Source organism: Pseudomonas sp. NPDC088368, from assembly GCF_044753445.1.
Classification (GTDB): domain Bacteria; phylum Pseudomonadota; class Gammaproteobacteria; order Pseudomonadales; family Pseudomonadaceae; genus Aquipseudomonas; species Aquipseudomonas bambusae.
Genome location: NZ_JBIVNG010000013.1, coordinates 206,925 through 221,777, shown reverse-complemented (window position 1 = coordinate 221,777; position 14,853 = coordinate 206,925). Strand labels below are relative to the sequence as shown.

At 60.4% G+C, this 14,853-nt stretch carries 4 protein-coding genes; all 4 read left to right on the top strand.

Annotated elements, in window-relative coordinates; genetic code table 11:
• Window positions 1–145: 145 nt before the first annotated feature.
• The 4 genes from ACIQAL_RS26635 to ACIQAL_RS26620 all read left to right on the top strand — a co-directional run bounded on the left by ACIQAL_RS26635 (window position 146) and on the right by ACIQAL_RS26620 (window position 14,756).
• Window positions 146–11,089 (top strand): type I secretion C-terminal target domain-containing protein, encoded by a 10,944-nt coding sequence (locus tag ACIQAL_RS26635; RefSeq protein WP_401150600.1) that lies wholly within the window; start codon window positions 146–148, stop codon window positions 11,087–11,089.
• Between the two features lie 58 nt (window positions 11,090–11,147).
• A complete protein-coding gene (locus ACIQAL_RS26630) occupies window positions 11,148–11,486 on the top strand; it encodes a tryptophan synthase subunit beta (RefSeq protein ID WP_166598602.1) in 339 nt (112 codons plus the stop codon).
• An 81-nt stretch (window positions 11,487–11,567) separates the two neighbouring features.
• The gene (locus ACIQAL_RS26625) at window positions 11,568–12,488 is read left to right on the top strand and encodes a DUF4214 domain-containing protein (RefSeq protein ID WP_401150598.1); all 921 of its coding nucleotides are present in this window, start codon (window positions 11,568–11,570) and stop codon (window positions 12,486–12,488) included.
• A gap of 291 nt (window positions 12,489–12,779) precedes the next feature.
• Window positions 12,780–14,756 carry a DUF7024 domain-containing protein gene (locus ACIQAL_RS26620; protein ID WP_401150597.1) on the top strand — a complete coding sequence of 659 codons (1,977 nt, stop codon included), beginning with the start codon at window positions 12,780–12,782 and terminating at the stop codon, window positions 14,754–14,756.
• Window positions 14,757–14,853: the final 97 nt, after the last annotated feature.

Here is a 14,853-nt window from a genome sequence, read left to right as displayed (position 1 = left end):
TGCCAAGTACTACACCATCAGCGGCAACGATGTCCTGCTGACCGCAGCCGGTATCGCCGCAGTCAATGCTGGCACCAAGCTGCCTGCCATTGAAGTCACCGTCAGCGACGGCCTGAAATCGGCGACCGGTAACGCCACTCCGACCGTGGTCACCAACGACGCACCGGAAATCAAAGTCACCGCTAATAGCCTGGATGAAGGCAAGGCCGATGCGACTACCGTCGCCGGCAAGCTGGACTACAGCGACAAGGAAACTGCGCACGACAAGCTGACTGTTTCCCTGTCGCCTGAAAGCGCCAAGTACTACACCATCAGCGGCAACGATGTGCTGCTGACACAGACCGGTATCGACGCTGTTAACGCTGGCACGAAGCTGCCTGCTATCGAAGTTACCGTTTCGGATGGTCTGAAGTCGGCGAGCGGTAACGCCACTCCGACCGTCGTTACTAACGACGCGCCGGAAATCAAGGTCACCGGTAGTGAATTGGCCGAAGGCAAAGCTGATGCGACGACTGTCGCCGGTAAATTGGATTACAGCGATAAAGAAACCGCTCACGATCAACTGACCGTAACCCTGTCCGACGCGAGCAAAACCTACTACGTCATCAGCGGCAACGACGTGTTGCTGACCACAGCCGGTATCGCCGCAGTCAATGCGGGCACGAAACTGCCAGCCATTGAAGTCACCGTCAGCGACGGTCTGAAGTCCGCGACCGGTAACGCTACTCCAACGGTGGTCACCAACGTAGCGCCCGAAGCTCAAAACAGCTCGGCGACCGGTCTTGAAGACGCTCCCCAAATCGCTGTCACCCTGCACGGGAAAGACACCGACGGCGCGGTGAAGTCCTTCGTCATCAATAACCTGCCTGACAACGGCACGCTGTACAGCGACCCCGCGATGACGGTCAAGGTCGTTGCCAACAGCACCATCGCCGCTGAATCCGACGGCACTGTGACCTTGTACTTCCAGCCAAACCACGATTGGAACGGTGATACGACCTTCAACTTCAATGTCGTCGATGATCTGGGCAAGACAAGTACGACAGCCGCCACCGCGACTGTCACTGTTACGTCAGTCAATGACGCCCCTGTGATCGACCTCAACGGCCCGGACACCGTCGTCGGCACCTCGAACGGCGTCGACTACACCACCACCGTCACCCAAGGTCAGGCAGGCGTTGCGATCTCGGCGGGTTCCGCTACGGTCACTGACGTTGACAGCAAGACACTGAGTTTCGCGACAGTTACGCTCAACGGCTCACAAAACGGCGATGCGCTGGACTTCTCCAAAGTGGCAGCGCTGAACAATGGCGTCGTGGCGACTCAAACCTCTCCAGGTGTGATCACGCTGACCGCCAGTGCGACCGGCACGCCGACCCTGAAGGATTTCCAGGACGCGATCCACGCCATCACGTTCAGCACGACCTCGACCGTAACCACGCCGCGTACCATCACCGTGCTCGTGGATGACGGCGCCGAGCTGAATCATGCGTCGTTGCCAGCCACTACCACGATCAACGTGCAGGGCGCAGCGGGCGGCACGATCCTCGGCGACGAAGACGCCACGCAAACCGTGTCGTGGGATTCGCTGGGCATCAACTCGTCTGGCTCGCCAGCGTCCGGCATTGTGATCACGTCCCTGCCCACCGCAGGCTCGCTGGTCTACAAAGGCCAAACGCTGACCACATCGGACCTGGGCAGCAACGGCCTGACCATCAGCAAGGCTGACGTCACGGGCGGTCTGTTGCAGTTCGTACCAGTGCACAACGCGTCGGGCATCAGCCCGGATTACGCACAGCTGACGTTCAAGCCGGTCTTCGGTTCGGGCGCAGATGCCGTCACTGGCAGCAACGCGACTCTGCACATCGACGTGAAGCCGATTGCCGACGCACCGAATTTGGACCTGGGCTCGACTGTCCTGCCAGGCAGTGCCGCGACAGCAGCGCCAACGTTGCCTTCGACCGGTCTGACGCAAGTCACCTGGGTCGGCAACCTGAGCGGTCTGCACACCGATGGCGGTGGCGAACCCACTGCCAACCTGAAAACGGTGTTCGACGCGGCGGCCTCCAATGGCAGCCTGGCGCACAGCACCACTACCGTTGCCAACTACGTGAGCACGAATGTCGTGCAGGGCACCGGGTCGCTGACTACGGGCCTGATCTACCTCGAAGCGGGCAAGTCCTACGCCTTCAGCGGTCACGGCGACGACAGCCTGCTGATCAACGTCGGTGGCACCAACGTGGCGACCGCCAGCTGGAACGTCCAGTCGGGCAAGATCATTGGCAGCGCCTACACGCCAAGCGTGTCCGGCTATTACACCCTTGAGCTGTACCACTACAACCAGAACGGCCCGGGCAACTACGAAGTCCAGATGTCGGTCAACGGCGGCGCAGCAACACCGCTGGGCAGCAGTGGCGTGCCGACCTACAACTCGATTGCCGACTTGCAGGCAGCCGGTATCGACGTCAGCGCGCTGAACGTCAAGGGTAACGCGGTTGAAGGTTTCTACACCGGCTACGCGCTGAACGAAGGCACCGCAGGCAAGGCCATTTCGCTGGTTTCAATTTCGCCGGCACTGACCGATACCGACGGCTCTGAAACGCTGAGCGTGAAAATCAGCGGCGTGCCTGCGGGCGCGGTGCTGAAAGATGCGACCCACAGCGCGACGGCTGACGCACAAGGCAATGTCGATGTCACCGGCTGGAATCTGTCGGGCCTGACTATCACACCAACCGTCGGCACCACCAACTTCACCCTGAAGGTCACGGCCACATCCACAGAGAAAGAGAACGGCGATCACGCCGAAACCTCCAAGACACTCTCGGTCATCGTGCACCAGCCGGTGAACACCGCGCCGGTACTGGATCTGGACACCACGACGCTGGGCCATGACTACAGCACGACGTTCACCGAAAAAGGCAGCCCGGTGTCGATTGCTGGCTTGCAAACCAGCCTCACCGACCACGACGGCAGCACACTGAAGTCGGTGACGATCACGCTGACCAACGCCAAAACGAGCGACTCGCTGAACCTGGGCAGCCTCGCTGGTCTGCATGGCATCACCGCAGATACCAGCACGGCGGGCAAGATCGTGCTGACCGGTACCAGCGCGACCACCTTCGCGGATTACCAGGCTGCGATCAAAAACATCACGTACAGCAACTCCAGCACCAACCCGGACACGACGCCGCGCACCATCACCATTACCGTCGATGACGGCACCGGCACCGCAACGGCGACGTCGAGCGCGACCACCACGGTTAACGTAGTGCCGGTCAACGACGCCCCAGTGATCGACCTCAACGGCCCGGCCACTGCGGGCAATGATTTCGCTGCGACCGCGATTCAGGGTCACACCGGTGTTGCCATCGCTGCGCCGACCACGCTGATCACCGATCCGGATGGCACCACCATCAAAGGTGCGGTCATCGATATCGGCACCGGCCTGAAAACCGGCGACAAGCTGACTGTCGGCACCTTGCCAAACGGCATCACGGTCGATGCGTCCAAATCGACCACAACGCACATCGAGCTGACCGGCACCGCTTCGCAGGCGGATTACGCCACCGCCATCAAGGCGATCACCTTCAGCACCACCGACACCACCACAGGCGACCGTACCGTGAAAGTCACCGTCGATGACGGCGGCACAGGTACGCACACCGGTACTGCAAACTCGGTGATCTCGGTAAAAGCCAACGCCGCGCCGGTCATCGACCTCAGCGGTCCAGGCACCGATGCGGCTCACGATGGCGTGAACTACGTCACCAGCTTCACCGAGAAGAGCACCGCCGGCACTTCAATTGCTGACAGCACCTTGACCCTCGTTGACAGCGACAAGGACAGCGGCACGGTCTACACCGTGACCGTGACCCTGACCAACCCGGTCACGGCGGATGGCGACAAGCTGACGCTGGGCGCATTGACCGGTGGCATTACGGCGGACACCTCTGTCGCCAACGTGATCACCCTCAAAGGCACCACCGCCACCACCCTGGCCGACGTGCAGAACGCGATCAAGAACATCACGTTCAGCAACACCAGCAACAACCCAAGCCCTGCGGATCGTACCGTGACGGTGAAAGTTGACGATGGCAGCGGCTCGAACGCTGTCGGCAGCGCTACCACCACCGTGAAAATGGTGCCGGTCAACGACGCCCCAGTGATCGACCTCAACGGCCCGGCCACTGCAGGCAACGACTTCGCTGCGACCGCAACCCAGGGTCACACCGGTGTCGCCATCGCCGCGCCGACCACGCTGATCACCGATCCGGATGGCACCACCATTAAAGGTGCGGTCATCGATATCGGCACCGGCCTGAAAACCGGCGACAAGCTGACTGTCGGCACCTTGCCAAACGGCATCACGGTCGATGCGTCCAAATCGACCGCGACGCACATCGAGCTGACCGGCACGGCTTCGCAGGCTGATTACGCCACCGCCATCAAGGCGATCACCTTCAGCACCACCGACACCACCACGGGCGACCGTACCGTGAAAGTCACCGTCGATGACGGCGGCACTGGCACGCACACCGGTACTGCAAACTCGGTCATTTCGGTCAAAGCCAACGCCGCGCCGGTTATCGACCTCAGCGGTCCAGGCACCGATGCGGCTCACGATGGCGTGAACTACGTCACCAGCTTCACCGAGAAGAGCACCGCCGGCACGTCCATCGCGGACAGCACTTTGACCCTGACCGACAGCGACAAGGACAGCGGCACGGTCTACACCGTGACCGTGACCCTGACCAACCCGGTCTCCAAAGACGGCGACACGCTGAACCTCGGCGCATTGACCGGTGGCATCACGGCGGACACCTCTGTCGCCAACGTCATCACTTTGAAAGGCACCACGGCCACCACGCTGGCTGACATCCAGAACGCGATCAAGAACATCACGTTCAGCAACACCAGCAACAACCCAAGCCCTGCGGATCGTACCGTGACGGTGAAAGTTGACGATGGCAGCGGTTCCAACTCTGTCGGCAGCGCTACCACCACCGTGAAAATGGTTCTGGTCAACGATGCCCCTGTGATCGATCTGAACGGCCCGGCCACTGCGGGTAACGACTTCGCTGCGACCGCAACCCAGGGTCACACCGGTGTTGCCATCGCTGCGCCGACCACGCTGATCACCGATCCGGATGGCACCACCCTCAAAGGCGCCGTGATCGACATCAGCACTGGTTCCAAAACCGGTGACAAGTTGACCGTGGGCACACTGCCAACGGGCATCACCGTCGATGCCTCCAAGTCGACTGCGACGCACATCGAGCTGACCGGCACGGCTTCGCAGGCGGATTACGCCACCGCGATCCAGCGCATCACCTTCAGCACCACCGACACCACCACGGGCGACCGTACCGTGAAAGTCACCGTCGATGACGGCGGCACTGGCACGCACACCGGTACTGCGAGCTCGGTGATTTCGGTCAAAGCCAACGCCGCGCCGGTTATCGACCTCAGCGGCCCAGGCACTGATGCGGCTCACGATGGCGTGAACTATGTCACCAGCTTCACCGAGAAGAGCGCCGCCGGCACTTCAATTGCTGACAGCACCTTGACCCTCGTTGACAGCGACAAGGACAGCGGCACGGTCTACACCGTGACCGTGACCCTGACCAACCCTGTAACGGCGGATGGCGACAAGCTCACCCTCGGCGCATTGACCGGTGGCATTACGGCGGACACCTCTGTCGCCAACGTGATCACCCTCAAAGGCACCACGGCCACCACCCTGGCCGACGTGCAGAACGCGATCAAAAACATCACGTTCAGCAACACCAGCAACAACCCAAGCCCAGCGGATCGCACCGTGACGGTGAAAGTTGACGATGGCAGCGGCTCGAACGCTGTCGGCAGCGCTACCACCACCGTGAAAATGGTGCTGGTTAACGATGCGCCTGTGATCGACCTCAACGGCCCGGCCACTGCGGGCAATGATTTCGCTGCGACCGCGATTCAGGGTCACACCGGTGTTGCCATCGCTGCGCCGACCACGCTGATCACCGATCCGGATGGCACCACCCTCAAAGGCGCCGTGATCGACATCGACGCCGCTGGCCTGAAATTGGGCGACAAGCTGACTGTCGGCACGTTGCCAACGGGCATCACAGTCGATGCATCCAAGTCGAACGCAACCCACATCGAGCTGACCGGCACCGCTTCGCAGGCGGATTACGCCACCGCTATCAAGGCGATCACCTTCAGCACCACCGACACCACCACGGGCGACCGTACCGTGAAAGTCACCGTCGATGACGGCGGCACGGGCACGCATATTGGTACGGCAAACTCGGTGATTTCGGTCAAAGCCAACGCCGCGCCGGTTATCGACCTCAGCGGTCCAGGCACCGATGCGGCTCACGATGGCGTGAACTACGTCACCAGCTTCACCGAGAAGAGCACCGCCGGCACTTCAATTGCTGACAGCACCTTGACCCTCGTTGACAGCGACAAGGACAGCGGCACGGTCTACACCGTGACCGTGACCCTGACCAACCCGGTCACGGCGGATGGCGACAAGCTGACGCTGGGCGCATTGACCGGTGGCATTACGGCGGACACCTCTGTCGCCAACGTGATCACCCTCAAAGGCACCACCGCCACCACCCTGGCCGATGTGCAGAACGCGATCAAGAACATCACGTTCAGCAACACCAGCAACAACCCAAGCCCTGCGGATCGTACCGTGACGGTGAAAGTTGACGATGGCAGCGGTTCCAACTCTGTCGGCAGCGCTACCACCACCGTGAAAATGGTGCTGGTCAACGACGCCCCGGTTCTGGACCTGGACACCGCGAAAGACGGTTCCGGCTACGCAGGCAACTACGTGGCTGGCCACGCGGGTGTGGCGATCGCCAACACCACGGCACTGTCGAGCGTCAGCCTGTCTGACGCTGACACCACAACACTGAGCAAGGTGACAGTCAGCGTCGTTGGCCCACAAACCGGCGACCTGCTGACCGCCGTTGCGGCCAACATGCCGTCCACGGTTGTGGCCAGCGCGTACAGCAATGGCACGATCACCCTGACCGCCGCCACTGGAGCAACGCCAACCCTGGCCGACTTCCAGAAGGCGATTCAGGCGATCACCTTCAGCACCACCGACACCAGCAGCCCATCGCGCAGCATCAACGTCATCGCCGACGACGGCCAGCCGTTGAACCACGCGTCGAACACTGCCGTCAGCACGATCACCATCGCGCCTAACATCGCGCCTGTCGTCGATCTCAACGGGCCGGGCACCGATGACGCGCATAAAGGCAACGACTACAGCACCACCTTCACGCAGAAAGGCGGCGCCATTTCCATTGCCGACACAGGCGTGCAGGTCAGCGATGCCAATGGCGACAAGATTGCCAGCGTGACTGTGACCCTGAACAACCCTGTCAGCGCTGATGGCGACAAGCTGAACATCGCCGCAGGTCCTCTGGCGGGCGGCATCACCGTCAGTCAAACAGGCAACGTGATCACCCTCACCGGTAACGCGTCGACCACCTACGCCAACTACCAGGATGCCCTCAAAGGCATCACCTACAGCAACACCAGCACCCACCCGGACACCAGCACGGTGCGGACCGTGACAGTGGTCGCCAACGATGGCACCGGTACGTCCAACGCTACGTCGAGCTCGACCACCTCCATCACCGTGGTCAACCAGCCGCCGGTCGCCGTCGACGACAAAGGCACATCGTTCCCGGGCCTGCAGGGCAATTACTACGGCTACAAGGAAGGCACCGGCGCTGGCTTCGATGGCCCGAACCTGGGCACCATCAAGCAGGCAATGGATTTCATTGCTACTCACAACGCGGATGCAACCTTCACGTCGACGTCGGTCAGCTACCTGAGCAACACGTTCAGCAATGACCTGGGGCGCAGCGGCAACCTGAGTGCATTCCTTGGCAGCGATCAAAGCTCGATCGTCTACACCAACGGAACCACCCAGACGACAACCAGTGACGCGATCATCGAACTGTCCGGCCAAGTCAATCTGAAGCCGGGTACCTACTCGATGCAGGTGACCGCAGACGATGGCTACATCGTCCTCATCGACGGCAAGCAAGTGGCTGCTTACGATGCCAACACCTCCGTCGTCACCAAGGCAACACAGTTCACGGTGACGGGCGATAAAGCCCATGACGTTCAGATCGTCTATTGGGATCAGGGCGTCCACGCGAAACTTCAGGTGGCCATCGCACCGGTCGTCAACAACGTCATTGGCACCTACAGCCCTCTGGGCACCGCCACTGCGACGACGTCTCACGACACGCTGACCACGCTTGAAGATCAGTCGCTGGTCATCAAGGCGAGCACACTGCTCGCCAACGACACGGACCCTGACAGCACCACGCTGAGCATCAACTCGCTCCAAGGAAGCAAAAATCTGACGACCCCATCGTCGGTCGTTGACTCCACCGGAAAAGTCGTCGGCTCCGTGGTCATGGACGCGTCGAACAACGTCATCTTCACGCCAGCCAAAGATATCTCCGGTCTGGTGAAGTTCAGCTACACCATTACTGACGGTGCCAACACGTCGAATACGGCGTACGTGACGGTCAATGTGGTGGCGGTCAACGATCCGCCCGTGCTGGACCTGAACACTGCGGATGGCTCGGCTGCCACCGGCTATGCCAACAGCTTCACGCTGGGTCATGAAGCGGTGGCCATCGCCAGTGCAGTAGTAATCACTGACGTCGACAACACCACGCTCCAGTCAGCCACCGTTACCGTCAACGGCTATCTGGCGGGCGACGCACTGGCGTACGGTGCACTGCCGAGCTCGATTTCGGTCACCAGCAACGCCAATGGTGTCCTCACGCTGACCAGCAAGAATGCGGGTGGCAGCGCGCTTACCGACTTCCAGGACGCGCTCAAAGCAGTCACCTTCAGCACCACCAACACCGGCGGCACCCGTACAATCAACGTCGTGGTCAACGATGGCGCAGGCAATTCGAATACCGCCGTCAGCACCATCACCGTGAAAGCGAACGTTGCCCCGGTAATCGACCTGGACACGTCCGATGGTACGAGCAAGACCGGTTACACCAGCACCTACGTGCTGGGTGGCAACGGTGCTCCAATCGGCAACACAACCGCATCACCTGGTGTGAAGCTGACCGACACCGACAACACCACCCTGAGCAAGGTGACGATCAGCATTGCCACTGCACAAGCGGGCGATACCCTCGACATCTCCAAGGTGTGGGCGCTGAACAATGGTGTGACGGCAACGGTCAGCAACGGAGTCGTCACGCTGACCAGCGCCTCGACGTCGGCGCCAGCGACCCTGACCGCGTTCCAGGATGCGATCAAGGCGGTCACCTTCAGCACCACGGATACGACGGTGGCCACCCGCACCATTAACGTCGTGGCAAACGACGGCCAGGCGGACAGCAACATCGCCAGCACCACGATCACCGTCAACCCAGGCACGTTCAAGGCCACCGAAGGCCTTGCCGGCGCGGATACTTTCAACGGCACCGCCGCCAACGACGTCGTCGTGGCCGACGTACATGCGATCAAACTGGTCGCCGGTCAGAACTACAACGTCGCGTTCATGCTGGACAGCTCGGGCAGCATGAGCTCCATCCTGGATCAGATGAAAACCCAACTGACCTCGGCCCTGAACCAGCTCAGTACAGCGGCGAGTACCGTAGGCGCAGGCAAAGTGCAGGTGTTCCTGGTCGATTTCGACAGCACGGTACACAAGTCCTTTACGCTGGATCTGAAGAACTACAACCTCGATAGCCTGAAAGCTGACTTCCTCAACAGCATGACCAGCGGTGGCGGCACCAACTACGAGGCCGTGTTCCAGGCCACGCAGAACTGGTTCACCAGCTCGGCGGCCACCAGCAACACGAACGCTCAGAACCTGACGTACTTCATTACCGACGGTTTGCCAACGTTCACCGTGGACAACAAAGCGACGCTGCACCCGACGTTGATCGACTTCTACAACAACACCAATGACGATGTGACGCTCGATCAGAAGCTGAGCAGCTGGCAGCAGGGTACCGCCCTGACATCCAATGGCGTGACCATCATCACCGCCAACGGCGAGGTCTATCAGTGGACCCAGGACAGGGATGGCAACTGGAGCCGCAGCATCATTGGTGCCGTTGACGGCAGTTCAAGCAAAAACGTGTACACCCCGGTTGGCGGCGACGGCGGCACCACCACTGACGGGGTCACTGCGGAATCGAAGCTGGCCTTCGCCTCGCTGCAGAGCAACGGTCATACGGCGGTTGAAGCCATTGGCCTGAACAACACCAACGACACCCCGGTGACCGGCACAGCGCTGAATGACTACGACAGCAATCAGCATTCGCAGTCCAGCATCAAGGTGACTGACCTGAGCAACGCCATCCTCAGCAAGGAGACGCTGCTCGGCCCAGGCGATGACACGGTGAACGGCGGTGCCGGCAACGACATCCTGTTCGGCGACCTGATTGATTACACCTCGAAGGCAGGCACCGCGCTGCAAGGTGTCTCGGCACTGAAGGCATTCGCAGCGGACACATTGAAAGTCGACGTGTCGACGATCACTGACAAGGCGCTGCACCAGTTCGTGACCAGCCATGTCGATGACGTCGCCACGATGACCAAGACCTCGAACACCACTGGCCTGCCAGATGGTAACGACAAGCTCTTGGGCGGCGATGGTGATGACATCCTGTTCGGGCAAGGTGGCAACGACACCCTGACCGGCGGCAAAGGCAACGACATTCTGGTAGGCGGCGCGGGTGCGGACACCTTCGTCTGGAAACAGGGAGACCTGAACACCAACGGCGGCATCGACGTCATCAAGGACTTCAGCCAGGGGGAGAAAGACACCATCGACCTCCGCGACCTGCTGCAGAACGAATCCGACGCGACCATCGACAACTTCCTGAAGTTGACGACCGCCGCAGACGGTTCCGCTCAACTGGCGGTCAGCTCGACAGGTCAGCTGAACGCAGCGGGCGGCCTGGCCAATGCGGACGTGACGATCAAGCTGGACAACGTGCACTTCTCGTCATCGACTACGATCAATTCATTGATCGCAGGCGGCGACGCGGCAACCATCAAGGTCGACCACCACTGATAGCACCTCTGGCGACTGCTTCGGCGGTCGCCAGCTTTCGGATTACCGAGGACGAACCATGTTTTACGTTCAACGCAATTCCCAGGGAGAGTTGGTGCGCGTCGAAGCCTCAGGCTTTGCCGAAGCCACAGCGACACTGCCCGCTGACGACCATGAGATACAGGCCTGGTTCGCCAACGAATCAGTGGCGAACAGCCTCAATGCCCTGAAGCTCAGCGACGCCGAAATGATTCGGGTACTCGACGACTTGATTCAAGTGCTGACCAACAAGGGCGTGCTGCGCATCACAGACCTTCCCCCTGCCGCACAAGCCAAGTTGATGGACCGTAACCGGGCGCGGGTGGCGTTGGGCGGGTTGAGCAATTTGATTGATGACGAGGAAACCGGGCTGGTCTGATAGCACTTTGTCGGCTCTTTGACGTCAAATCTGTCCGCCATTGCATAATGGCGCTTTGATTTGACGGAGAAGGACTCCTCCATGACCACAGTGACTTACAACCTGCCGATCAACGTTTACGACCTGAACGACTGGTACAACGCCAACACCCACCTTTCCTACGCCACCTCTTCAGTGTTCCAACTGACCGACGGTTATCACACCCTGACCTATTCGGGCTTCGGCTTCACCTATGGCGCGTCCGGCGTCACCGGCGGCACCCTCACGGGCCTGAACTGGATGCAAGGCACACAACCGGTGTTCAGCGTCACAGGCCTCAGCACCAACTACAACACGCTGCTCAACTACGCTCTGACGGGTGACGACGTGGCCATCGGTGCGCTGGCACTGAAGGGCAATGACACCTTCATCGGCTCGTACGGCAACGATGATTTCTACGGTTACGCCGGCAACGACACCTTCAATGGCAATGGCGGGATCGACACTGTCTGGTACGACACCAACAAATCCACGGCCGTGATCAAGGCCACGTCCACCGGCTACACCGTCATCACCCCCGGCAAGATCGACACCCTGACCAACATCGAACGCCTGGAATTCGGCGACGGCAGCTCGCTGGCCCTCGATGTTCAGGTAGGTCAGAACGCTGGTTCAGCTTATCGGCTTTATCAGGCCGCGTTCGACCGCACGCCTGACACCGCTGGCCTGAAGTACTGGATCGCGGAGATGGATCAGGGCCAGAACATCGGCCAGATCGCGCAGAGTTTTGTCAACAGTGCCGAGTTCAAGACCTTGAACCCGGGGCAGGATCAGAACTCGATCATCAACAACTACTACCTGCACGTGCTGCACCGCACCGCCGATGACGCGGGCTACCAATACTGGAACACCCAGATGGCCAACGGCATGAAAGCCAATGAAGTGCTGGTGTCTTTCTCGGAAAGTCAGGAAAACCTGAACAACACCAAAGCCGCGCTGGACGGGGGCATCTGGTTGAGTTGAGCGGAGGTTGCGGCGCGACGGCCTCTCTCGATGCCGTCCGCCCAACTGAAAAATTGTTTCCAACACTGAATTAGTCAGCCCGGCCTGATACCATCTCGCGTTTTTTAATGGCGTTCGGACACTTCCCGTCCAGCGCCAGCGAAAGTCGACCTGAGCCCGGCCAGGCTACAGAAAGCTCGACGTTCAGGAATGGCAAACAATGGACTTTGGTGTATGACCCGCCTCACGCAACGGAACAGAAACGCTTACGCACTACTCGCTGTAATCGCCTTAGCCTTCCTCGCCCTTCTTGTGAAAAACAGTGGCCTGTACCCGTTTGTCTTCGGCGATGAATACACCTACAGCCGTTACGCACGACTGCAGCCGCTGTCTGACTCGTTGATTCCCGGCTATCTGTATCTCGCCGTTTATCGGCTGACGAGCCACTGTGGAACGGACTTCCTCGGCTGCGCGCGCATTCTCAACGCATTGTTTTTCGTCGCCTCTGCCCCGTTCATCTACTGGGTTGCTCGCCGGGTCGCATCATTCGTGCCTTCGCTGCTGATTACCCTGTGCGCGATGGCGGCACCCATCAATGCTTACACCGCCCATTTCATGCCGGAAGCCATGTACTTCTTCGGATTCTGGGTGTTTGCCTGGTGCCTGACGCGCGCCGTGGCCGAGCGCTGGACAGACTGGGGCATCGCCGGTTTCATCCTCGGCTGCACGGCGCTGGTCAAGCCGCATTCCATGCTGTTCGTGCCCGCCTTGCTGATTTACATCGGCTACCTGTCGACGCGCACCACTGAGCGCCCCGTCGTTTCGGCAGTTCGAAACATCGCAGCATTCCTGATCGCCGGCCTCATCGCCAAATTCGCCTTCAGCCTTCTCATCGCAGGGCCAGCGGGACTCACCTTCTTCGGCCCGTCCTACAATCGCATTGCCTCCACCACAACCACGGGGCTGGACCGAGCCATCGAGTTGGTCCAACTGGCCCTGATCAGCCTTCGCGGCCATGTGCTGTCGGTGTGTCTGCTCATGGCCCTGCCGGTGGCGATCGGCTTGCAACGAGGATTTTCATCGCTGCGCACCCGCGAATGCCCCGACGCTGCCAGACGCTTGTCCATTCTCGCTGTTCTTTTACTCGCCAACCTGCTGCCGGTCGTGGCGCTGTTTTCGGCGTCGGTCGTCAACTCCAGCGTCTTCGAGTCCATCACTCGCCTGCACATGCGCTATTACGACTTCATGTTCCCGCTGCTGTGGATCGTGGTCGCATCGCAACTGGCTACCACCGCCACCGCCACTGCCGGGAAATGGCGCCTTGCGCTTGCGGTCGTGATCGCATTGCCAACGCTGTACGGCATCGCCACGCACATGGAGCCGTTCAAGCCCCACTTCATCGATGGACCGGAAATCTTTGGCCTGACGGTCCAACCGTTGACGTTCTATGTGCTCAGCATTTCTGGGCTGATCGCATTGGGCGCGTGGGCCTGGTCGCCACGGCTCGGCGCGGCACTGTTCATCTATGGCGTCATGCCGGTCACCGTCCTGACGTCCAGCACGTGGATCACCAAGGAACAGCGCATTCACAAAATCCCTGACGTATACGACCAGGCCGGAACGTTCGCACGCGAATACCTCAATGCCGAGGAGCGCAAGCATGTGGTGGTCATTGGCAGCGACATGGGCGGGATGCTCAAGGCGACGTTCTACATGGACAGCGCCGACATCACTCACGTTGAAGTCACTGAGGACAACCATTACGACTTCAAGGGCCTGCCCGCCCACAAAAACTGGGTACTCTCCATCGGCCAATACGTGCCTTACGCCAATGGCAGGCCGCAAATCATCATGCCGGGCTTCACCCTCACCAACATCGAGGATGGCCGCAATCTGGACTTCCGTTTCCCGGTTTCTCCACGCGTCGTCAGCCGGGTTAGCGGACTGTGGACGCCTGAGGTGTGGGGGGCGTGGTCGGTTGGAGACAGTGTGAGTCTGGATTTTGCCAGACCCCTTCCGGAAAAATTCCGACTGCACCTGAAAGCCAGCGCCTTTGGACCCAATATCGGCAAGGATTTCATTCTGCACGCAGGCGAAAGCCAGAAAGCGTTCACCCTCACGGATCAGGCCGCCGATCTGGTCTTCGACATCGATAACACGCTGCGCGCCACCAGTATCAGAATCGACGTTCCGGCCCCTACCAGCCCGGCGCAAATGGGCATGTCGTCAGATGATCGCAAACTCGGCCTGGGATTGGTCACGCTGTCGATCGAACCTGTCGAGCGCTGACGGGTCTGTTGTGACGGCGGGGCGGTCCAGCAAGGCCGCTCCGCTTCCATTTGCCGGGTTCGCGCGACAACTGCAAAACGATGCGCAGATGCTCCCA

What these genes read in the sequence shown, in the direction of transcription:
- ACIQAL_RS26630 (WP_166598602.1), top strand. Translation starts at nt 11,148, where the DNA reads ATGTTTTACGTTCAACGCAATTCCCAGGGAGAGTTGGTGCGCGTCGAA.
- ACIQAL_RS26625 (WP_401150598.1), top strand. Translation starts at nt 11,568, where the DNA reads ATGACCACAGTGACTTACAACCTGCCGATCAACGTTTACGACCTGAAC.